This is a genomic window from Kitasatospora sp. NPDC040550 (assembly GCF_055594965.1).
The window spans coordinates 57,463-77,948 of the sequence record NZ_JBVIWC010000001.1 but is presented as its reverse complement, the minus strand read 5'-3'; the positions used below and the strand labels follow the sequence as shown (position 1 = coordinate 77,948).

Here is a 20,486-nt window from a genome sequence, read left to right as displayed (position 1 = left end):
TTGCGCCGGAACCGACATTCGGCCACTTCCCTCTTCGGGCCGTAACGGTCATCTCTCTGATCCGCTTACACCGTTTGGGAGAGTCATGCGCAAATTCAGAGTGTGGCACGCCGCGATCACGGGCGTCGTCGCCCTCGCCGTCGCCGCTGTGCCCGCTGTCGCGTTCGGCGTTCAGGAGCAGCCCTCGTCGACGACTGCCGGGAGCGACGCGTTCTACACCTACAACGGCAGCAAGCCGCTGTCCTCGTACAGTCCCGGGGACGTGCTCAAGGTCCGGACGCTGCCGTACCACGTCCTGGGTATCGCGACCCCCCTCCAGGCGACGCAGCTGCTCTACCGCACCACCGACGCGCAGGGCCACCCGTCCGCAGGCGTGACCTCCGTGTTGCGCAGCCCTGGCGGCGACGGCCGCAAGGTCGTGTCGTACCAGTCGTTCTACGACTCGCTCGACCCCGAAGACGGTCCGTCCCGGGCGGTCGCGGGCAACGTCAAGCTGCCCGGCGGCTTGATCGCAAACGGCGAGTCCACGCTCGTGGCGTCGCTCCTGCTGTCCGGCTACGACGTCGTCCTCCCTGACACCGAGGGGCAGGCCGCCCACCTCGCGGCCGCCCGCGAGTACGGGTACAACACGCTGGACTCCCTGCGTGCCGCTTCCAGCGCGGCGTCGAGGACCGGCATCAGCCCCGACGCGCGCGTCGGCCTCATGGGCTACTCGGGCGGCGCCGTCGCGACCAACTGGGCCGCCTCCCTCGCGCCCGAGTACGCCCCTGACGTCAACAAGCGCCTGGTGGGATATGCCGAGGGCGGGGTGCTCGTGAAGCCCTCGCACATCCTCAGGTACATCGAAGGCAGTCAGGTGTGGTCCGGGCTCATCCCGGAGTTGCTCATCGGGCAAGCGCGTTCGTACGACTTCGACCTCAAGAAGTACCTGAACGACTACGGCAAGCAGCTGGTCGACGAGCACCAGCACTCCTCGATCGCCGACGTGCTGGGCCACTACCCCGGTCTGACGTGGAAGAAGATGGCGAAGCCGGAGTATGCGAACCCGAACTCCGTGCCCGAGCTCGTCGAGGCGGTCAACAAGGCCAACCTCGGCCTGGCACCGACCCCGACTGTCCCCGGCTACCTCGGCCAGGGTAACGCCGGCTTCCTCGAGGGAACCACGAGCAACATCGCGGGCATCGGCTCGGGCGACGGCATCACGGTCGCCGGGGACACACGGGCGCTGGCGCGGAAGTACTGCGCCGAGGGCGCCGCGGTCTGGTACCAGCAGTACGACGCCCTCAGCCACTTGACCGCGCCCATGGCCACGGTGCCCACCGCGCTCGCCTGGCTGCGCGCCCGGTTCGCCGACAAGGAGGCCCCATCCTCCTGCGGCAGCATCGCCGAAGGCAACTCACTTGCGGCTGACGAGACGGTCCCCGCCGGATGAGGACCTGACGGGGGCCGCAGCGAACTTCGCCAAGACTGCTTAGTACTCCAGCCGGACTTCTCCGTTCCCGCTGGTCAACGGCCTGGGAGTGGGGAGTGTAGCGGTCGGACGAGCTGTCAGGGGCGGTCTTCATGAGACCGCCCCTCGATCGTGTGCAGGCGGCGTTGATAGTGGCAACGACGGGCGACTGCCTGGCGCGTCCGGCGCCAGATGGACCGGTTCAAGGCATGAGCGCGAAACGCGTGCTGCGGCGGACTCGGGCCGTGGGGCCGGCCGTTTGCCAGGAGTCGCCGGATCTCCGCCACGGTGAGGTCGACCAGGGTACGGGAACCGTTTCTGCAGTGGTGGCTGGCCAACAACGGCCAGGTCGGCGGCCGCCGGGTGTCAGAAGAACTGCGCGGACACCTGGTAGGCGTCCGCGACCGCACCCACCGAGGCGTAGGTCGCGAACAACGCCACCGGCCGCCGCCTACGGGCGGCGTCCGGGAGCCACAACGCTCTCTCGGAGGACGTTCTGAGCTGCATTGCCCGATTCGACTGTTGGCCCGGGTCAGGAGGCGGCGACGAAAGCCACGAAATCCAGCGTCACGCCAGATCCTTGCGCATCAGCGTGCACATCGTCTCGTACCGCTGGAGAGACCCGTCCTCGGCCTCCACGTCCCAGGAGTCGAGCTCGCGACTGAAAGCCCGGTAGCCGAGGCGCTCGTAGAGGGCGCGGGCGCGCGGGTTGTTCTCCTCGACGCCGAGTTCGGCGCGGGTCAGGCCCCGGGTGCGGATCCGCTGCTCGGCGGAGCGGATCAGCAGCGTGCCGATTCCGCAGGACTGCAGGGCCGGGTGGACGCCGAGTTGCCAGAGCGTGCCGGCGTCGGGCTTGACCGTGTAGTCGATGCCGCCGACCGCCACCGGGAGCCCGACCGGCGTGCAGACCGCCAGGTAGTCGATCTCGCCCGCCTCGGCTCGGCGGATCTGGTGGACGAGCTCGCGCACGTGCTTGGGGGAGCCGGCCCAACTGCAGGACGGCAGGTCCGCGTCAGTGAGGTCGCGCACCGACAGGTGCAGCCTGATCTCGGTCATCGCCGCATCCCTTCGAGTCCAACAGCGGCCGTCTCCTATTTCAGCAAGCCGGTCCCCGTGCCGTCCAAGGGGTTTCGGACCGGCCTTGACGTCAGCCGAAAGGGCTTGCGCTTGCGACGGGCCGGGCGTCGGCGAGGTTCAGGGCGTCAGGGGCAGCACGGTGACGCCCACGGGCGTCGGCTGAGAAAGCTGTCAGGACGGGCCGACTGCCGATTGACCTACTCTTCGCGCAGGAAGGCCCGCAGGTCAGCGGCTACGGCCGTCATCCCTTCGCCGGCCTCGATCACGGTCGTCACAGTGCAGCGCCAGTCGCCGGGGAAGAATCCGGACCGCAGGGTCCAACCCAGATACACATGACCACCCGGGCCGAACGTCGCTGTCACGACCAGGTGGTTATTGGTCCAGACCCGCTCGCCCTCCCAGCCACGGAAGTCGCGCGCGAGGCCATCGAAGAACTCGCTCATGTTGTCCCAGACGGTCACGGTCACGGTCTCGAGCCGTGCACGCACACCGTCGTCGATGGCCTCCACAGCGAAGGCGACCTCGGACTCCGCCCGCGACCAATCGAACAGCCGGACCGAGGCCGCCGACGCCCCTGACCCCTGAACGACGAGATCGACCTGCCCCGGAACCATCTCGATCAGACTCACCCAGTGAAGGATACGGACGCTACCAAGCCGACGTCACCACCATTCCCAGGCGCCGGAGCTGCTGCTACTTCTCATCAATGCTGCGGTCGACGCCCTGCTGGCCGACCTGGAGCAGGCCGATCCGGCGCACCCGCAGCTCCAGGCCGCCCGGGGCTGGGCCGCCTGGTCACTCGTGAGGAACGCCCGGGTGGCGCACGCCTTCGAGATGTTCCAGGTGATGGGCCGCGAGGTGACGGGCCCGTGGCGCGCCTACGACGATCCGCAGACGGCCTTCCACCGGATGCGCACGATCACCGTGGACGCGATCGCCCGGGCGAAGGTCTGACGGTTCGCACCGGACGGGCGCCGATCAGCGTCCGTCCGACGCCGACCGCCCCGCCGGTGCCGGCCGTCCGATCGGCCAGCGCGGTCCGTCCGGGCCGCCCTGCCACGCCCACTGGGCGTCGGGGGTGACGGTGATGCCGTAGTCGTACCGGTCCGGGCGGCCGAGCTCCTCCCACGCGGACCGGGCGGCCGTCACCTCGTCGCCGATGCGGCGCGGGCCGCCCTGGTACAGCACCACGGAGCCGTCGCCGCGCGCGGTGAACGCGGCCCACGACCGGTCGCCGTCGTGGACCCAGGCGTTGACACCGTCCTCGTCCCGGCCGGTGAGCAGCGTCGCGTCCGGTACGGCCACGCGCAGGGCGAAGCGCAGGTCCCAGTCGCTCTCCAACGGGCCCAGGTCGTACGTCGGCAGCAGACGCTCCGTGTCGGGTGCGGCCGTGCCGCGTACCGCGGTGTAGGCGGCGTGGCCGACGGGTGTCGGGGTGGGGGCGGTGCGGTCGGCCATGAACTGGGCGAGGCCCTGGACCCAGCCGGTCGCGCTCTTGCCGTCCTCGGCGACGGTGAGGGCGACATGCCCCAACAGGCCCCAGGGGTAGACGATCCGGCCGCCCGGCCGCACCGCCTCCACCCAGGCCCACGGGACGGCCTCCACCGCGTAGGTGGCGTGGATCCGGTCGACCGGCACGCCGCCGGGCACCCCGCCACCGGTCGCGTTGCCGGTCACCACCTCGACGGCGAGGCCGGCGGCCGCCAGGCGGCGGCGGGCGGCGGCGGCCAGGCGCTCGTCCACCTCGCTGGAGACCACCAGCCCGGGACCGGTCCGCCACGCGGCCAGTGCCGCCGTCCACCCCTGCCCGGTGCCGATGTCCCACACCCGGTGGCCGGGCTCCAGACGGAGGCTGTCCAGCATGTCCGCCACGACGGACGGCGCGGACAGTGACGAGGACGGCATTGACGAGGACGGCAGCGACGCGGGCAACAGCGACGAGGACGGCAGCGACGCGGGCAACAGCGACGAGGACGGCAGTGACGAGGACGGTGGCCCGCCGTCGACCTGGGTGACGGCCGCGTCGTGGACCCCGGCGAACAGTTCGTCCGCCCAGCCCGGCCGGTCCGTCGCACGGTCGAGCGGTACGTAGGCCCGGCCGTCCCAGCGCCACAGCCGGTCCGGTGCGAAGCGGTCCCGCGGCACCGCCGCCATCGCCTCGCGCACCCACGGGGAGGCGGCCGGCCACGCCCCGTCGCGCTCCATCGCCGCGTCCAGGCGCGCCCGGCGGTCCGCCAGGTCCTCGTCGTCCGTCATCGTGCGTTACTTGCGCCGCGTGCCGGTGCCTGGCGGCGGGGGCGGGACCTGCCCGTCGTTGTTCCCGGGCGGCGGGGTTCCCGTTCCGGGGTCCGGCGCCGGCTTCTCGTGCTTGCCCATGCGGTTTCCCTTCGGTCGCGTAGGGGACACGGTCGGCCGCTCATCCTCGCCCACCCCGGTGCCGCACGGTAGTGGGCGCGCGGGAGCGCCCACGGGGCGCGCGCCACGGCGCCGCGCCCGCCACCGGCCCGTCGTTCGCCCCGGGAGGGTCGTCGTTGCCGCCAGGGGGGCCGGCCGGTCAGAAGGACCGGAAGATGCCGTCCGGGGCGTCGTGCGCGGCCCTGGCGTACTCCTCGAAGCCCATGTTGGCGATGCTCAGTGCCGGCCACCGCAGGGCTCGCCCCGTTCCGCCGCCGCCGCCACCACCGCTTGCCAGCCGGCCTCGTCGTGGTGGTCGGTGCGGATGACCAGGGCGTCGAATCCGCCGTGGTCGGCGACACCGGGCAACGTTCTCCTGGGTTCCCTTCCCTCGGAGCCGACCGGCGATCTGCGGTCGGGACAGGGCCGTACCCGCCAGTCTTCCGCGGGGCACCGACAGCACCGCAGGTGGCCCGGGCCCGGGCCCGGGCCCGAGCTCCGGGGGGCCTGCCGGCCCGTCCGACGTCACTGTCCGTGGGCTTCCGAGGTCAGAAGAGGGTGGGCTCGGCCCCGTCGGCCCCGCCGAGTCCGGGAAGGGCGTCCTGCCGGATGACGGCGTCGGCCAGCGGCACCTGTTTCATGCTGCCTTCGCAGAGGATGAGGGAGCGCCGGTCCCGCTTGTGGTCATGGATCACGCCGTAACCGGCACGGCGGGTCGGCATGAGGGCAACCGGCCGTTCGCAGGCCGGGCACTGAACTCTCGGGGCACGCATACGCACAGGTTGCCCGGTGCCACTGACATTGACCAGGGTCGTGCGGATGCGGGCAGCGGTCCTACTCGTCCTCGTCCTCCTCCTGGTCGTCCTCGTCGTCCTCGGACTCGGCGGTCCACCAGAGGTCGATCCGGTAGGTCTCCAGAACCTCCTCGTGCGCGGCCCAGATCGCCTCGGTGTCGCCCTGCCAGCGCAGTTGCGCCGCGCCGAGTTCGGCGAGGAGGCTCGCCTCCTGCGCGGCGGCCTCGTCGCGCCCCCGCCAGGAGGCGCGGCCTTCGTAGACCCCGGGGCGGGGCAGCCGGAAGTGACCGGCGATGTGCGGGGTGAACGCTCGGATCACCACCTCGCCCGTGGCGCTGTCCAGCACCACCGGGCGTTCGCCCACGGCTGCCCAGTCGCCGTCGGCAGGCGCAGGGCCCTGCCACACCCGCACCAGGATCTCGGCGGGGGCGATGCCCTGGAGGCTGTGGAGGTAGATGTGCGGGCCGGTGCCCGCCACCACCGTGTACCGGCTCTGCTCGGCGGCTTCGGAGTCGGTCAGACAGGCATCGGAGTCGTAGATCTCGATGAGGCCGTGGTCGGGCCTGGCTTCGGTGCGGAACTCGTACAGGAGCGGCACTGGTTGTCCTCCGGTCGGTCAGGGCGCCACGGGACGATCCGGAAGCGGGACCGGCGGTACGCGGCGGTGTTGGGGTCGACGGCGGTGACCAGCCCCACCAACCGCAGGCCGTCGTTCACGAAGCGTCCCCCCGATGCGATCGAGCCGGGCGATCCTGGCGAGCGGCCTCCGGTGCGATGGCACGCCAGTCGGCGCACCGTCACCGTCACCGGCGGCGGCCCGGCGTTCCCGCACGGTCCATGCTGCCGCACGATCTCCCCCGTTCGGGTGAATGCCCGAAGTCCTCTGCTCGGAAGGGGCGGTGTCGGCCGTACTCACAGGGAAGCGAGCAGCCCCTCCCGGTGCTGCCGACGGAAAGGACGGACAATGCGCGCGCGTCGGCCTCCAGGACGCCGGCGACGGCCAGTGGACGTACGGAGCCTGGCGCACGGGGGGTGTGTGACCCCGTGCCCCAACGCCGCAACCCCGTCGGGAGGATGCCGTGCCCCTGCCCAGCCTGCTCGCGGTGATGGCGCACCCCGACGACGAGTCGCTCGTGGCGGGCGGCGTGCTCGCCCAGCACGCGGCTGCCGGAGTCCGGACCACCGTCGTCACCGCGACCTGGGCACAAGGGACGCAGCGCGCAGGGGAGTTGGCGGAGGCGGCCCGGCTCCTCGGAGCGGACGAGCCCCGCCTGCTCGGATGGGCCGACCACCGGGTCCCCGAGTCCGCCCCCGGACGGCCGCGGCTCTGCGACGCGCCGCTGGACGAGGTGGTCGGACAACTCGTCAGGATCCTGCGCGAGGTACGGCCAGAGATCGTCCTCACGCACGACGCCCACGGCGGACTGACCGGACACCCCGATCATGTGCACACCCATCGCGTCACCCTGCTCGCCGTCCAGGCCGCGGCACTCCGGCACGCCTACCCCGATGCTGGCGACCCCTGGCAGCCCCGCGCCCTCTACTGCGCGACCCACCCGGACTCCGCCGTCGGCGATCTGGGCCCGCTGCTGACCGGGGTGAGCAAGTCGGTCCTCAGCGTTCCTGACGCGCACATCACCGCGACCGTCGACGTCCGCCCCTGGCTGGCACAGAAATGGTCCGCGGTGCTCGCCCACGCGAGCCAGGTCGGCAGGGACCGCTCACTGCCCGGCCTCCTGTCCCGCCTGAGCCCGGACACCCGAGAACGGATCATCGCCACCGAGTACTACACCCGCCTCGACATCCGCCCCACGCGGGGTTGCGGACCGGGAGAGCCCGATTCTGCCGGGAGCTGACGGGCCCTCCCCGTCGGTCGAGGCCTCGACGCGCGTGCTGAGCCGTCCGGGGGAGGCCTTCCGCTGTGCCTTGTGACGCGTGCGCCTTGTGACGCGTGTGCCTTGTGACCCGTGTGCCTTGTGACGAGCCGCGACGGTCCGGCTGTCCGACGTGGGTTTCGACGGCTCGCCGTCGCGAGGCAGCGTGCCGTCCGGCGGGCCGGTCTGTCGGTGGTGACCACTACGTTCATCACCACAAGCGCCGCCGCCGTGATGCGGCGCGCTGTCCCCCCAACCCCATTGGAGATGGTGTGCTTCTGCCTGCCTGGGAAGGTTCGAGTACGGTCCGGGTGGTTCCGTCCGCCCGGCCCCGCAAGCTCGCCAAGGTGCCGTTCGTGCAGTTGGCGGACGGTCGGTTGCAGGGTGTCGTGTCCAGCGGCTCGGACATCGGCCGGGTCTACGTGTCGGCGGTCGAGGCCGGTTCCTTCGCGTTCTCGTGCAGCACCAACAACAACCGTCCGTGCGGCGGTGCCCGGGGCGGCTACTGCAAGCACCTGGAGGTGCTGGTCGGCGAGGCCGTGGTGCAGTTCGGCGGCGACCGCGTCGCCCGTTACCTGCGGGTGGACACCGGTACGGCGGAGGCCACCGCCCCGGTCATCACCGGTGCCATGACCGCCACCCGCCCGGCGAAGGCCGCCGAGTCCCCTGCGGCGGCGGTGTTCACCCGGTTCCTGAACCACCTGGAGTACCTGGAGTTCGAGCCGGTGACCGCTCCGCTGCCGGACCTGCACTGGTTCCCGACCACGCGGGCGGTGGCGTGATGCGCACCGACCTGCTCCACGCGCCGGTCGGCGGCCTCGACGAGGCGCTCGCCGTCGTCGACGCCTTCGACCGGGCGATGTCCGACGGCCTGCTGCGGCCGCGGCCCGCCCAGGCCCAGGCACTGGCCGGGCTCGCCTCGGCCGTCGCGGACTCGCCGCTGGCGGCCCTCGTCGCCGAGGCCGCCGAGAAGGCGGCCGCCGGCACCGCGGACGGGGGCCATCTGCTCGCCCTGGCCGCCGCCCGTACCGCTCTGCTCGGCGCGGCCCACGACGCGCTCCACGGCGTCGTGGGCGAGGCGACCGGCCGCGCCACCGCCCCGTGGACGGTGCCCGCCGCGGGCCCGGGCGGTTCGTCGAACGTGCTCACCGCCGCCCGCGCCTGGCTCGCGGACCTGGCCCGTACGGGCTGGCTCGGCATGGACCACGACCTCGTGTCGGCCTCGGCGCAGGTCGTCTCCGCCATGCTCCCGGAGCCGCGGCTGCGCCGCCTCGCGGTGCTGCTGGACGGGTTCGCGGGCGAACTCGCCGCGTCCTGCCCGGGAGCGAGCCTGGAACGCGTCCCGGTCCGCCGTTGGGCCGACCTGTGGTCACGGGCCGTGCTGCTGACGACTCCCGGCGCGGGCACCGTCCCTGACCCGCAGTCGGTCACCGGACGGCTGCTGCCGCTCGGCGTCGACCTGCACGAGCACGCGACGGCCGCGCAGGCCCAGGTCCACGCCGTGTTCGAGCCGGCGGACGGTTCCGTGCCCCGGCTGGTCCGGGCGTCGGTGTCGGCCCCGAAACCGGACAGCGTTCTGGGCGCCGGGGTCTGGCAGTTGCTGCGCCGCCGGATGTCGCTGCTCGCGGCGGCGGGCGAGGGCCGCGCCGTGACGGTGACGGACATGCCGCTCACCGCCGAGGGCGACCTGCTGTGGAGCGACGACCTCGCCCGCACCGCAGCGGAGGCCGACCCGTTCGCCACCGCCCGGGTGGTGCTGCCCACCGCCGTGGGCGCGCCGGTCGCGCCGCTGGAGCGCCACCCGGTCCGCCTGGCCGAGCCGGTCTTCCTGGAGGGGTACACCGCCCAGGAGCGGGACGGGGTGCTGACCTTCGACCTGGCCGGCCACCCGCTCGCCGTCGACACCGACCGCATCCCGTCGGCCGGGCCGCTCACGCCGCAGGCGGTGGCCGGGTCCACCGCGTGCATCGGCCTGCTGCGCTGGGACGCCGGGGCCTTCGTCCTCCAGCCGCTCGCCGTCGAAGCCACCGTCAAGCGCCGGACGGTGGGCCTGCACGCCGGTGCGTGGGCGGGTGGCACCACCGACAAGAACGGCGGCAAGGCCGAGGCGGCCGCCACCGAGACGGTGACCGTGCTGCGCGAGCGCGCCGGCAAGCTGCTGCGGAAGTGACCGGACCCATGACCTCCATCCCCACCGCCACCTCCACCGAGGGGAACGGCGCCCCCCTCGCGGACCCCGAGGGGAACCGCCGACAGGTGTTGTACTGGCAGTTGCTGGCGCGCCTGTTCGACCCGGCGGAACAGCCCGCCCTGGAGACGGCGAGCCTGGCCGTCGTCGAGGACCTGGGCCTGCCCGCGGGCCTGCTGGACCCTCGTACGTCTGTCGACTCGCTCGTCCAGCGCCACCCCGGCCTGGCAGCGGAGTTCGACGGCCTCCTGGCACCCGACGCCGACGCCGACGCTGCAGCCTCCACCCCCGCCGCCGCCCCCGCCGGGGCCCGCGACCGGGCCGCCGAGGTACGGCGCGCGGCCCTGTACTCCAAGATCCTCCTCAACGCCCTCGCCACCGGCTCCGGCACGGTGACCGCTGGGCAGCTCTCCCGCTGGCAGTCCGACGCCGGATGGCTGGAGCGCGCCCTCGGCTGCAAGCCCGGAGAGCTGCGCGCCGGCCGCCACGCCGGCACCGGCCTACGCACCGGCACCCCCGGTACCCCGGACCTGTCCACGCTGATCCCCGTGATCGGCCCCGAACTCGCCGCCATCGAGGCGGACCTGGTCAAGCGGATGCGCCTGCGCGAGGTCCTCGCGGACAGCAAGCTCGCCGCCCGCCTGACCCCGAGTATGTCGCTGATCGAGCAACTGCTGCACGACAAGGGCAACCTGGACGGCACCGCGCTCGCCAACGCCAAGGCCCTGATCCGCCGGTTCGTCGACGAGGTCGCGGAGGTGCTGCGCACCCAGGTGGAGAAGGCCACGGTGGGGGAGCTCGACCGCTCGGTGCTGCCGAAGCGGGTGTGGCGCAACCTCGACCTCAAGCGCACGGTCGAGAAGAACCTCGTCAACTGGAGCCCCGACGACGAGCGGCTCTACGTCGACCGGCTCTACTACCGGCACACCACCCGCAGGACGACGCCGCAGCGCCTGATCGTGGTCGTGGACCAGTCCGGCTCGATGGTCGACTCCATGGTCAACTGCACCATCCTCGCCTCGATCTTCGCCGGCCTGCCCAAGGTCGACGTGCACCTGGTGGCCTACGACACCCGCGCCGTCGACCTCACCCCGTGGGTCCACGACCCGTTCGAGACGCTGCTGCGCACCCAGCTCGGCGGCGGCACCGACGGCACGGTCGCCATGGCCCTCGCCCAGCCGAAGATCGCCGAGCCGGGCAACACGGTTGTCGTGTGGATCTCCGACTTCTACGAGTGGCGCGGCGAGGAGCTGCTCGCGCAGATGGCCGCCGTGCACCGCTCCGGCGCGAAGTTCATCCCGGTCGGCTCGGTCACCAGCGCGGGCCGGGGCAGCGTCAACCCGTGGTTCCGCGCGCGGTTCAAGGACCAGGGCACCCCGGTGGTCTCCGGCCACATCAGCAAGCTGGTCCACGAGCTCAAGACGTTCCTCACCTGACCCGGCGCCCCGCGCCGCGCCCACGTCACTCCCGAACCCCGAACCCCGAACCCCGAACCCTCCAACCCCACGCCGCAGAAAGGCTCCTGCCCGATGTCCGACATGCTCCGCGCCCCCGCCGAGACCAAGTACGCCGACGAGCTGGACTACCTGGAGTCGGTCGACTCCGGCCCCAAGCCGTCCACGTGGCGGCTCTCCCCGAAGATGATCCGCACGTTCGTCCTCGGCTCCGAGCCCTCCGACGGCCTGGAGCGCGAGGTGGCTCAGAAGTGGTTCGGCGAGCGCAGCGTGGTCGAGCGGGCGATCGTCACGCTCGCCTCCGACCGCGGCCTGCTGCTGCTCGGCGACCCCGGCACCGGCAAGAGCTGGCTCGCCGAGTTGCTGGCCGCCGCCGTGTGCCGCAACTCCACCCAGGTCGTGCAGGGCACGGCGGGCACCACCGAGGACCACATCAAGTACTCGTGGAACGTGTCCATGGTGATCGCCAAGGGCCAGTCGCGCGCGTCGATGATCCCCTCGCCGATCATGACCGCGATGGAGACCGGCACGATCGGACGCTTCGAGGAGCTCACCCGCTCCACCAGTGACGTCCAGGACGCGCTGATCTCCATCCTCTCCGAGAAGTACGTGTCGGTGCCCGAGTTGAACGGCGAGGACGGCACCGTGTTCGCCAAGCCCGGCTTCGCGGTGATCGCCACCGCCAACAGCCGCGACCGCGGCGTCAACGACCTGTCGTCGGCGCTCAAGCGGCGCTTCAACTTCGTCCAGATCCCGGTGGTGACGGACAAGCGGAGCGAGGCGGAGATCGTCCGCTTCCGCACCGAGGAGCTGCTGCGCCGCCACCAGATCGAACTGGACGTGCCGCCCACCCTGCTGGACGTACTGCTGCGCTCCTTCGAGGACCTGCGCGCCGTCGCGACGGCGGCGGCCGGCGACGACGAGCGACTGGAGTCGGCCCTGTCCACCGCCGAGCAGATCGGCGTGCTGGAGGACGCCATCCTCCACAGCGACTTCTTCGGCGAGCGCGCGCTCACCGCCCACGCCCTCGGCTCCTCCCTGGTCGCCTCGCTCAGCCGCCGCGCGCCCGAGGACACCAGCATCCTCACCAAGTACCTGGCCAACACCGTCCACCAGCGCAGCGAGCAGGAGGGCGGCGAGTGGCCGCAGTTCCTCGCCGCCGGCCTGGAGACCCTCAAGGCGCTCGCATGAGCCGCGCCGCCACCCGGGTGCCCGCCGTCGGCGGGCGCCCGGGCCCCGACAGCGTCGAGGCCTTCGACGCGCTTCGCGCCCAACTCGACGCCGCCGCCGTCGAGTTCGCGGACGGGCCGGGCGCCCTGGACGGCATCCTCCACGGCCTCGTGAGCGACGTCGAGCGCGCCCTGCGCGAGCCGCTGGAGATCTTCCCGGTCTGCCACCACTCGCCCGCCTCCGCCACCGCCATGGCCCGCCACCTGCGCGCCCGGCAGCCGAGGACGGTCTTCCTCGAACTGTGCGAGGACCTGGCCCCGTTGCTCACCGAGCTGCGCAACTGCCGCCTGCCGGTGGCCGTCCAGGCCTTCGCCACCCGCATCGACGGGTTCCCCGCCGACTGGGCGCCGCTGTCCGTGGTCGCGCCGATCACCGAGGCCTCCGCCGAGTACCAGGCCATCGCGTACGCGCTGGAGACGCCCGGCGTGGACCTGGTCCTCGTCGACCGGTCCTCGGACCACGTCTTCCAGTGGCAGCCCCGTCCGGACGCCGGGAACGCTGCCGAGGCCGCCGACGCCCCGACCGACCCGGCCCCGCGGACGGGTACGGCTGCCCCGGGCGCTACCCCCTCCGAGGAGGCCGCACTCCACGGCGACGCGGTCGGCGTCGAACTGGGCGACCTGCGGCCCCGCTTCGCCGACCTCGAACGGCATCTGCTGCGCCACGGCAAGGTGCGGCACTGGTCGGAGTGGTGGCACCAGTACGTCGAGGGGCCGCTCGGCGACGCCGACCACGACACCTACCGGCAGGTCATGTTCCTGATCGGCAGCCTCTTCCGCCGCCTGGCGCCCGGCGACGCCGCCCGGGTGCGGGTGGACGAGGACCGCGAGCGGTACATGTGGACCCGCATCCGCGAGCACCTGGCCGCCACCGGCGCCGACCCGGCGCAGAGCGTCTACATCTGCGGCGCCTTCCACGCCGCCAGCCGGGTCGAGGAGTTCGGCCTGGATGGCACCGACACCTTCGCCGTGCCCCCGCGCACCGCCACCGAGTGGCAGTACGGCCTGATCCCCTCCAGCCACAGCGCCATCGAGCGGCAGTTCGGCCTCGAAGGCGGGTCGGTGTCGATCGCCGCCGCCCAGTGGGAGAAGAACCTCAAGCGCACCCGGGTCCAGCCCTACCGGCTCAAAGGCCAGGCCGGTGCGGGCGCCAAGGCCACCCGCGCCCGCAGGACGGCCGCCCCCGCCGGCCGGACCGTCGCCCCCGTTCCCGTCGCGGAGGCCGACCGCACCGACAAGCTGTCCGGGTTCCTGCGGCGCCCGCCCGTCCTGGACCGGCTGGACCAGGAGGAACTGCTCGGCTGGTCCGTGGAGATCGTGCGCGCGGCCCGCCGCAACGGCTACCTCGCCTCCACCGCCGACGCCATCGCCGTGTACGAGACGTCCATCCTCCTCGCGGGCCTGCGCGACCGCGCCCGCCCGACCCCGTACGACTTCCAGGACGCGGCCGTCACCTGCATCGAGAAGGACACCGTGCCCGGCCGGCGCGACGTCCGCCGCCTGGTCGAGATCATGATGGGCGGCGACCGGATCGGCCAGGTCGGCTACGAGTCGCTGCCCCCGCTGGCCCGCGACGTCCACGACCGCCTCGCCCCGCTCGGCCTCAACCTCCAGGCCCGTGGCGTCAAGCGCGCGCTGCTGGACATCAAGTCCCAGCCCGACCTGCGCCCCTGCTCCGACGTGCTCTGGATGCTGCGCCACCTGATCCCCGACGCCGCCCGCCCGATCATGGGCGAGCGCACCCTCGGCGACGAACCCAAGCAGGAGTCCTGGGACCTCTCGCTCGGCACCCACCAGCGCGCCCTGATCGAGCTCGGCTACGAGGGCGTCACCCTCGAACAGGTCCTCGAGCAGCGCCTGCGCCGCGAGGCCACCGCCCCGCAGGCCGACGCCGCAGTCGTCCTACGGACCGTGGAGGACGCGATCCGGTACCTCGGCAGCCGGCGGCTCGCGGACGAACTCGGGGCCCGCGCCCTCCAGGTGCTGACCACCGAGCGCAGCGTCGACGGCGCCCCCGAGGTGCTGCGCCGGGTCCGGAAGCTGCTGGCCTTCTACCGCACCAGCGAGCCGGTTCTGCCCCGGTGGATCGAGCGTTTCGCCGAGGCTGGGTACGCCCACTACTGCGCCCTGCTGCCCACCGCGTTCACCGACGAGACGGCGACGGTGCGCCAGGTCGCGGCCATGCTGAGCTTCCTGTTCAGCATGGAGGGTCTGGCCCTGTCCCTGGGCGGAGACCGCGCCCAGCTGGAGCTCGCCGTCGCCCGGTCCGACCCGCAGGACCAGTCCAAGCGCGCCCTGCTGTGGGCCGCGCAGGTCCACCTCGGCCACCTCACCCGCCAGGACCTGCGCGAGCGCTGCGACGAACTGCTCGGGAATCCGCTCCTGCTGCCCGCCTACCCGCGCTACCTCAGCGGGCTGCTCCACGCGCTGGAGCCGGTCCCCGGCCTGGTCGACCTCGTCGTCGAGGCCGTCTCCCACGCCTTCGCCCGCCTGCCCGACCCGGTGCTGCTGCCGTGGCTGCCGACCCTGATCACCACCCTGCGCAGCGGCGGCGTCGAGCTCGCCCCGAAGCTCACCAAGGAAGCCGGACGCATCTTCCCCGGCCGACTCGCCGAACTGGACGCCTGGGTGCCGCCGTGGCTCGCACCGGCAACCCAGCCGGCCCGGCCCGGCAGCAGCCCGGCCGGACGGGGATCCGCCCTGCTCGCGGCACACCCCGCCGGCTGCGACGCGCTCGCCGTCCTCCTGGACTGCGACGGATCCTGGACGGCGCCGCACACCCCGGCGGGCTCGGCGCTGCTCGGCCGGCACCCCGAGACGGCCGGCGCCCTGGCGTCCCTGCTCGGCGCCGCCTGAGCGGAGCGCGAGCGGCCGCCGCTGCGCCGTCGTCCGTCGTCCGTCGGGCCTGTCCCGGCCCCGGCCTGACACCCGACCCCGTCCTGACACCCGGTCAGGACGGGGCCGACGGGCCCGGTCAGCCGATCGGTGGCGCGAGGTACTCCAGCGCGTAGCCGCTCCCGGCGGGGGACACGCGGGCGATGCCGGGGGAGTCGAGGTGGGCACCGGCGACGAAGTGGTGCGGCCGGGTGAGCTGCTGGAGGAGGGCGGCGCGGGCGGCGCGGGCCCGGGGCTGGTCGCCGTCGAGCTCCCAGGAGACGTTCGGCTGCTCGAACTGGAGGGTGGGGACGTGCACGGTGTCGCCCCAGACGAGGAGGTGGCCGGTTCTGCTCCTGACGTGGTAGACGGTGTGGCCGGGAGTGTGGCCCGGGGTCGGGACGGCGGTGGCCCAGTCGTTGATCGCCACCTCCTGCGACACGGGGACGACCCGGTCGCGGACCGGCGCGAGCCGTCCCGTGAACACCGAGACGTCGCCCGCGCCGATCCAGACGCGCTCGAGTCGGGCGAAGGCCTGGGAGCCGTCCGGTGCGATCAGGCCGCTGACGTGGTCCTCGTGCCGGTGGGTGATGGCCACGTCGGTGATGTGCGCGCGGTCGATCCCCGCTTCGTCGAGCGCGTCGTGGAGAAGCCCCATGGTGGGGTCGTGCCAGGCGTTGGACGCTCCGGTGTCGACGAGGAGCGAGCGGGTGCCGTCGGTGACGTGGAAGGCGTTGACCGACAGCCGCAGGTTGTCGTTGGCCAGTGGGACGGCGGTCGGCAGCTCGGCGAGCGCACGGCCGTCCTCGTCGCGCAGGCGGGTCGGCGGCATGTCGATGTAGCCGTCGCGCAGCGAGGTCACCCGCAGGTCGCCGAAGTCGAACGTGGCGTGGTGCCGGCCACTTGAGATCAAACGCATGGAACCGCTCCGTCGTGTCGGGCGCACATAGCGCGTCTCCTATCGGAGATCAGATCTTCTTTAGGAGAAACCTTACACTGTGGGCAGCGGGACACCCATCGATCGAGGAGCACAGTGGTCGGGCAGGACGGAAACGCGGCGAACGCGCAGCACGGTGACGAGCCGGCCGGCGCGTTCGGCGGCAACGTACGGCGACACCGCGAGGAGGCGGGCCTGACGCTGGAGCAGCTGTCCACGCGGTCGTCGGTCAGCCGGGCGATGCTGTCCAAGGTCGAACGCGGCGAGAAGAGCCCGACGATCGGTGTCGCGTCCAGGATCGCCCACGCCCTCGAGGTCTCCCTCTCCGACCTGGTCGGCGCGCCCCCCGCCGCGTCCGGCGTGGCCGTGGTCATGCGCAGGGCCGAGCGCCCCGTCTACCGCGACCCGGAGACCGGCTTCGAGCGGCACATCGTGTCGGCGGCCCCGGGTGCGGGACGATCCGAGATGATCGTCCACCACCTCCCCGCGCACGTCTCCACCGGACTGCTGCCCGCGTACCCACCCGGCACGGAGAAGCAGCTCGTGGTCCTCGACGGCACCCTCACCGTCATGATCGGCGGGATCAGCGAGACCCTGGACACGGGCGACTCCCTGTACTTCCAGGCCGACGCCGACCACGGCTTCGCCAACCGGACGGACGCCCCCTGCGGATACCTCATGGTCATCTCCCGCAGGACCTGACCGCCCGTCCGCCCGCCCGTCCGCCCAGCCGTCCAACCGCCCGGCCGTGGCTGCCCCGCCCCGCCCCGTCAGCGAGCCGACGGGATGAGGACGGTGCGGTCGAAGGGGCCGCCGTGCGAGGCGGCGTACGCGACGGCCTCGTTGACCTCGTCGAGGCCGAACGACCGGACCCGTTCGGGGGCGAGGTCCAGGGCGCCCGAGGCGAGCAGCCGGATGATGCCGACGTTCGCCGTACGCGGGTACATCCACTGGCCGCGCACGGTGACCGAGTTGCGCATGATCCACGGGTAGGGGAGTGCGAGGTCGTCGCCGCCGAGCATGCCGACGCCGCCCATGAGGACCACGCGTCCGTACTCGCGCACGGTCATGGCCGCCGTGCGCGCCACCGAGCTGGGAGCGCTCGGCGGCAGCAGGTCCAGCACCATGTCGATCGGGCCGTCGCCCGCCGCGGCCATCGCGGCGCGGTCGTCGGCCTCGTCCCCGGTGAGCGGGACGGGGCGCACCCGCGGGCCGAACCGGTCGGCGAGGAGGTCGAGCGCGGCCCGGTTGCGGCCGGGGGCGACCACCCGGCCCGCCCCCATCGCCAGCGCGAGCGCGACCGCGCTGCTGCCCAGGTTGCCGGTGGCCCCGCTGACGAGCAGCGTCTCACCGGCCGCGAGCCCGCCGGCCAGCAGCCCGCCGTACGGGATGACGTGCACGCCGAGCGCGGCCCAGCGCGCCGGGTCGTCCCCGGCCGCTGCGGGCAACGGGAACACGTTCTCCGTCGGGACCCGCATGAGCTCGGCGAACGACCCGTCGTGCAAGTGCCGGGCGAGCCGCGCGCCGCCCTCGCCGCGCGAGCTCCAGCCCTGGAGGGTGATGTCGGGCGTCAGGGCGTCGTCCCGCGAGCGCACCGTGCAGTCGCACCACACCAGGTCGCCGACCCGCAGCCGGGTGGCGTCCGGGCCCACCCGGACGACCCGCGCCACGCCGCCGATGCCGGGCACGACGGGAGGCACGAGGGGGTACTTCCGCTCGCCGCCGAACACCTCGGCCGCGTACGGGGCCACGCAGGCGGCGAGCACCCGGACCACCACCTCGCCGCCGCCGGCCTCGGGGTCGGGCACCTCCCGCACCGTGAGCGGGGCGCCGAACCGCGTCAGGACCGCTGCTCGCACGTGTTGACCTCCGTGTTCGTCCGTGTGTCCGTGTGTCCGTGTTCGTCGGGATCGACCCTAGGAGCCCGACGCACATGCGGGAAGCGACGATCGAGCATGTGTGGTATGCGTATGCGGCATGGACGTCACCAGCACCGGCCTGCGGGTCCTGCGACAGATCGCGGAGTCCGGCAGCTTCACCGCAGCCGCCGCCCGGCTCGGCTACACGCAGTCGGCGATCTCCCGCCAGGCCGCCTCGCTCGAACGAAGCGCGGGCACCGCCCTGTTCGAGCGCCGCCCCGACGGAGTGCGGCTCACACCCGCAGGCCTGACCCTGCTGCGCCACGCCCGTACGATCCTGGACAGCCTGACCGCGGCCGAGCGCGACCTCACCGGCACCGCGCCGCAGGCCGAACTGCTGCGGCTCGGACTGTTCCTGAGCGCGGGCGCGGGCATCCTGCCCCCTGCGCTCGCCCGCCTCGCGGCGACCGACCCGCAGATCACCGTCACGACCACCGAGGGCAGCACGCCCACCCTGGTCCGGGCCCTGCGCGCGGGCTCGATCGACCTCGCCGTGCTGACCTCCCGCCCGCCCCACCGCCCCCTGGACGGCGAGTCGCCGCGCCTGCACGTCGAGACCGTCGCGGACACCGAACTGGTCCTGGCGGTGCCCTCGACCGGAGAGTTCGCCGGCCGCACCACGGTGCACGTCGACGAACTGCTCGACGCCCGGTGGATCGCCACCCCGGCGTCGAACTCCGAACCGCTGCTCGGCGTCTGGCCCGGCCTGCCCGGCCGGCCACGCATCGTCCACTCCGCGCGCGACTGGCTGACGAAGCTCCACCTGGTCGCCGGCGGCTTCGGAGTGACGACGGTGCCGTCCCGGCTCGCGCCGCTCCTTCCGCCCGGGGTGAGCCTGCTGCACGTCGAAGGCGCCCCGCCCGAGATCCGCCGGATCCTGGTGGCCCGACTCCCCGGCCGCCCGACCCCGACCGTCACGGCCGTCACCCGAGCCGTCATCGCCACCGCCTGAGCGGGGTGGACGCCCGGCCCAAGGCCCCCGTGAACGTGACCGGGTGACGGGGCTCGATGCCCCTCGACTGCGGGGGTGTTTCGTCCTGGTCGGCAACCCCGACCCGCGCGAACGCGCCAGGTCCGTCCCGCACGAGTCTCCGGCGGCATGCGCCAACGCACCGTCAGCGCCCTGGCCATCGCGCCACCGAGGAAGACCTTCGCCCGGCCGTGGCACCCCTACTCGGACGGCGACTCCAAGATCGCCGGCGCCGGCGCCCCCGAGCAGATCGAGGCCGTCAACAAGGTCGAGCAGAAGGCCCGCCTACAGCCCGCCGGCCTCGGTGCGGTAGACGCGCAGGCCCCGGCGCTGGTAGTTGACGAGTGCGTTCGGATGGTCGTCGGAGTTGGTGTGCAGCCACACCCTGCGCACGACCTCCGCCTCCAACGGTTCGGTCGCCCAGGCCTGTTGCAGTGCCAGCGTCAACGCATGTCCGCCGAGCCCCCGGCCGACGTACTCCGGCAGCAGCCCGAAGGTGCGGATCTCCACCTCCCCGCCGGCCAAGGGCTCCAGCGCGGTGATCCCAGCCGTCTCGCCCTCCAACACGATCAGCCAGTACTGCCGGAGCGGATGCGCCCGCGCCAACTCCTCCCACTCCCGCTCCGACCGCGCCGCACTACGCCACCCGTAGGCCGCACCGACCCGCGCCTGCACCGACCGCACCAGAGCTGACAGCCCCTCCTCCCGCCGCAGCCCCAACGCCGACACAACGCGCCCGGGCCGCAGCTCCCCGAGACCGGTCATCTCCAGATACGTGACAGTCCTACCCATCCCGCCACGCTACCCACGCCCGCCGACACATCGCCCCGAGCCTCCCGAACCAGCGCGCCCGTCGACCCCTGGCCGCCCCCCCCGCAAGCCCAGGCAGCCCACGTTCCCCAGAACATGCATCCCTCCGGTCAGCGGCTGACGCCCGCAGGTGCGGGGGAGGACCCTTCACGACCTGCAGCGATGCAGCGGCTTTGCGGGTTCCTGGCCGTCGGCCGATGGTCGTCGTTGGAGTGATGGCGACAGAAGCTGACGGTGAAGCGGTTGAGGAGTCAAGGAGCTCTGACCATCCTGCCGCGAGCCCGGGTCGTGAGCTGACGGATGCTCATTTCCTCTGGGTGCTGCACTGCTTCACTCCCCGGTCAGGGGCGTTGGTCGAGGCGCGACGCCATGGCCCGGCGCGATGCGAACCCGTGCTCGCAGGGCCCCGGAGAACAGCACTGCGGGGCGTGACGTGTTCGGTCGTCGGCCGCCGGGATCCGGTCAACTCGGAGCCGTAGCCGGGGGAATTCACCGAGTTCGCAGGTGGCCGGGCAG

At 72.9% G+C, this 20,486-nt stretch carries 20 protein-coding genes; 10 read left to right on the top strand and 10 right to left on the bottom strand.

Annotated elements, in window-relative coordinates; genetic code table 11:
* Positions 1 to 85 precede the first annotated feature (85 nt).
* Positions 86 to 1,432: a lipase family protein gene (locus ACZ58X_RS00395; protein ID WP_470331422.1), complete on the top strand. Its 1,347-nt coding sequence runs from the start codon at positions 86 to 88 to the stop codon at positions 1,430 to 1,432.
* 384 nt (positions 1,433 to 1,816) lie between these two features.
* On the opposite strand, the gene ACZ58X_RS00390 is transcribed toward ACZ58X_RS00395, so the two are convergent.
* The 3 genes from ACZ58X_RS00390 to ACZ58X_RS00380 all read right to left on the bottom strand — a co-directional run bounded on the left by ACZ58X_RS00390 (position 1,817) and on the right by ACZ58X_RS00380 (position 3,156).
* Positions 1,817 to 1,957, bottom strand: coding sequence for a hypothetical protein (locus ACZ58X_RS00390; protein WP_470331421.1), 141 nt, complete (start codon positions 1,955 to 1,957; stop codon positions 1,817 to 1,819).
* A 60-nt stretch (positions 1,958 to 2,017) separates the two neighbouring features.
* Positions 2,018 to 2,506 carry a GNAT family N-acetyltransferase gene (locus ACZ58X_RS00385; protein WP_470331420.1) on the bottom strand — a complete coding sequence of 163 codons (489 nt, stop codon included), beginning with the start codon at positions 2,504 to 2,506 and terminating at the stop codon, positions 2,018 to 2,020.
* A gap of 218 nt (positions 2,507 to 2,724) precedes the next feature.
* Positions 2,725 to 3,156 carry a DUF6228 family protein gene (locus ACZ58X_RS00380; RefSeq protein ID WP_470331419.1) on the bottom strand — a complete coding sequence of 144 codons (432 nt, stop codon included), beginning with the start codon at positions 3,154 to 3,156 and terminating at the stop codon, positions 2,725 to 2,727.
* A gap of 187 nt (positions 3,157 to 3,343) precedes the next feature.
* On the opposite strand from ACZ58X_RS00380, the gene ACZ58X_RS00375 reads away from it, so the two are divergent.
* Positions 3,344 to 3,481, top strand: a complete 138-nt coding sequence (locus ACZ58X_RS00375; RefSeq protein WP_470331418.1) for a hypothetical protein — start codon at positions 3,344 to 3,346, stop codon at positions 3,479 to 3,481.
* Positions 3,482 to 3,505: 24 nt separating this feature from the next.
* Here the strand turns inward: ACZ58X_RS00375 and ACZ58X_RS00370 are convergent, their stop codons facing one another.
* From ACZ58X_RS00370 to ACZ58X_RS00355, 4 genes are all read right to left on the bottom strand, one after another.
* Positions 3,506 to 4,783 carry a methyltransferase domain-containing protein gene (locus ACZ58X_RS00370; RefSeq protein ID WP_470331417.1) on the bottom strand — a complete coding sequence of 426 codons (1,278 nt, stop codon included), beginning with the start codon at positions 4,781 to 4,783 and terminating at the stop codon, positions 3,506 to 3,508.
* A 375-nt stretch (positions 4,784 to 5,158) separates the two neighbouring features.
* Entirely contained in the window at positions 5,159 to 5,290 is a 132-nt protein-coding gene (locus ACZ58X_RS00365; protein WP_470331416.1) for a hypothetical protein, read from the bottom strand.
* Positions 5,291 to 5,469: 179 nt separating this feature from the next.
* The gene (locus ACZ58X_RS00360) at positions 5,470 to 5,643 is read right to left on the bottom strand and encodes a hypothetical protein (protein ID WP_470331415.1); all 174 of its coding nucleotides are present in this window, start codon (positions 5,641 to 5,643) and stop codon (positions 5,470 to 5,472) included.
* Positions 5,644 to 5,755: 112 nt separating this feature from the next.
* Positions 5,756 to 6,313 carry a hypothetical protein gene (locus ACZ58X_RS00355; protein ID WP_470331414.1) on the bottom strand — a complete coding sequence of 186 codons (558 nt, stop codon included), beginning with the start codon at positions 6,311 to 6,313 and terminating at the stop codon, positions 5,756 to 5,758.
* A gap of 481 nt (positions 6,314 to 6,794) precedes the next feature.
* Here ACZ58X_RS00355 and ACZ58X_RS00350 point away from each other — a divergent pair, with 481 nt between their 5' ends.
* From ACZ58X_RS00350 to ACZ58X_RS00325, 6 genes are all read left to right on the top strand, one after another.
* Positions 6,795 to 7,571 (top strand): PIG-L deacetylase family protein, encoded by a 777-nt coding sequence (locus tag ACZ58X_RS00350; RefSeq protein WP_470331413.1) that lies wholly within the window; start codon positions 6,795 to 6,797, stop codon positions 7,569 to 7,571.
* 278 nt (positions 7,572 to 7,849) lie between these two features.
* The gene (locus ACZ58X_RS00345) at positions 7,850 to 8,371 is read left to right on the top strand and encodes a hypothetical protein (RefSeq protein WP_470331865.1); all 522 of its coding nucleotides are present in this window, start codon (positions 7,850 to 7,852) and stop codon (positions 8,369 to 8,371) included.
* Positions 8,341 to 9,759 (top strand): hypothetical protein, encoded by a 1,419-nt coding sequence (locus ACZ58X_RS00340; RefSeq protein WP_470331864.1) that lies wholly within the window; start codon positions 8,341 to 8,343, stop codon positions 9,757 to 9,759. The genes ACZ58X_RS00345 and ACZ58X_RS00340 overlap by 31 nt, the downstream gene beginning before the upstream one ends.
* A gap of 8 nt (positions 9,760 to 9,767) precedes the next feature.
* Positions 9,768 to 11,213: a VWA domain-containing protein gene (locus ACZ58X_RS00335; RefSeq protein WP_470331412.1), complete on the top strand. Its 1,446-nt coding sequence runs from the start codon at positions 9,768 to 9,770 to the stop codon at positions 11,211 to 11,213.
* A 93-nt stretch (positions 11,214 to 11,306) separates the two neighbouring features.
* On the top strand, positions 11,307 to 12,422 hold the full coding sequence (locus ACZ58X_RS00330) for an ATP-binding protein (RefSeq protein WP_470331411.1): 1,116 nt from the start codon (positions 11,307 to 11,309) through the stop codon (positions 12,420 to 12,422).
* Positions 12,419 to 15,316, top strand: coding sequence for a DUF5682 family protein (locus ACZ58X_RS00325; RefSeq protein ID WP_470331410.1), 2,898 nt, complete (start codon positions 12,419 to 12,421; stop codon positions 15,314 to 15,316). Before ACZ58X_RS00330 ends, ACZ58X_RS00325 begins: the two co-directional genes overlap by 4 nt.
* A 118-nt stretch (positions 15,317 to 15,434) precedes the next feature.
* On the opposite strand, the gene ACZ58X_RS00320 is transcribed toward ACZ58X_RS00325, so the two are convergent.
* Positions 15,435 to 16,253, bottom strand: a complete 819-nt coding sequence (locus ACZ58X_RS00320) for an MBL fold metallo-hydrolase (RefSeq protein ID WP_470331409.1) — start codon at positions 16,251 to 16,253, stop codon at positions 15,435 to 15,437.
* Positions 16,254 to 16,367: 114 nt separating this feature from the next.
* Between ACZ58X_RS00320 and ACZ58X_RS00315 the strand changes: the two genes are divergently transcribed.
* Positions 16,368 to 16,973 carry a helix-turn-helix domain-containing protein gene (locus ACZ58X_RS00315; protein WP_470331408.1) on the top strand — a complete coding sequence of 202 codons (606 nt, stop codon included), beginning with the start codon at positions 16,368 to 16,370 and terminating at the stop codon, positions 16,971 to 16,973.
* Between the two features lie 68 nt (positions 16,974 to 17,041).
* Here ACZ58X_RS00315 and ACZ58X_RS00310 read toward each other — a convergent pair whose 3' ends face one another.
* Positions 17,042 to 18,130, bottom strand: a complete 1,089-nt coding sequence (locus tag ACZ58X_RS00310) for an alcohol dehydrogenase catalytic domain-containing protein (RefSeq protein WP_470331407.1) — start codon at positions 18,128 to 18,130, stop codon at positions 17,042 to 17,044.
* A gap of 118 nt (positions 18,131 to 18,248) precedes the next feature.
* On the opposite strand from ACZ58X_RS00310, the gene ACZ58X_RS00305 reads away from it, so the two are divergent.
* Positions 18,249 to 19,142, top strand: a complete 894-nt coding sequence (locus tag ACZ58X_RS00305; protein WP_470331406.1) for a LysR family transcriptional regulator — start codon at positions 18,249 to 18,251, stop codon at positions 19,140 to 19,142.
* Between the two features lie 303 nt (positions 19,143 to 19,445).
* On the opposite strand, the gene ACZ58X_RS00300 is transcribed toward ACZ58X_RS00305, so the two are convergent.
* Positions 19,446 to 19,952 carry a GNAT family N-acetyltransferase gene (locus ACZ58X_RS00300; RefSeq protein WP_470331405.1) on the bottom strand — a complete coding sequence of 169 codons (507 nt, stop codon included), beginning with the start codon at positions 19,950 to 19,952 and terminating at the stop codon, positions 19,446 to 19,448.
* Positions 19,953 to 20,486: the final 534 nt, after the last annotated feature.

What these genes read in the sequence shown, in the direction of transcription:
- ACZ58X_RS00395 (WP_470331422.1), top strand. Translation starts at nt 86, where the DNA reads ATGCGCAAATTCAGAGTGTGGCACGCCGCGATCACGGGCGTCGTCGCC.
- ACZ58X_RS00390 (WP_470331421.1), bottom strand. Translation starts at nt 1,957, where the DNA reads ATGCAGCTCAGAACGTCCTCCGAGAGAGCGTTGTGGCTCCCGGACGCC.
- ACZ58X_RS00385 (WP_470331420.1), bottom strand. Translation starts at nt 2,506, where the DNA reads ATGACCGAGATCAGGCTGCACCTGTCGGTGCGCGACCTCACTGACGCG.
- ACZ58X_RS00370 (WP_470331417.1), bottom strand. Translation starts at nt 4,783, where the DNA reads ATGACGGACGACGAGGACCTGGCGGACCGCCGGGCGCGCCTGGACGCG.
- ACZ58X_RS00360 (WP_470331415.1), bottom strand. Translation starts at nt 5,643, where the DNA reads ATGCCGACCCGCCGTGCCGGTTACGGCGTGATCCATGACCACAAGCGG.
- ACZ58X_RS00335 (WP_470331412.1), top strand. Translation starts at nt 9,768, where the DNA reads ATGACCTCCATCCCCACCGCCACCTCCACCGAGGGGAACGGCGCCCCC.
- ACZ58X_RS00330 (WP_470331411.1), top strand. Translation starts at nt 11,307, where the DNA reads ATGTCCGACATGCTCCGCGCCCCCGCCGAGACCAAGTACGCCGACGAG.
- ACZ58X_RS00325 (WP_470331410.1), top strand. Translation starts at nt 12,419, where the DNA reads ATGAGCCGCGCCGCCACCCGGGTGCCCGCCGTCGGCGGGCGCCCGGGC.
- ACZ58X_RS00320 (WP_470331409.1), bottom strand. Translation starts at nt 16,253, where the DNA reads ATGCGTTTGATCTCAAGTGGCCGGCACCACGCCACGTTCGACTTCGGC.
- ACZ58X_RS00305 (WP_470331406.1), top strand. Translation starts at nt 18,249, where the DNA reads ATGGACGTCACCAGCACCGGCCTGCGGGTCCTGCGACAGATCGCGGAG.
- ACZ58X_RS00300 (WP_470331405.1), bottom strand. Translation starts at nt 19,952, where the DNA reads ATGGGTAGGACTGTCACGTATCTGGAGATGACCGGTCTCGGGGAGCTG.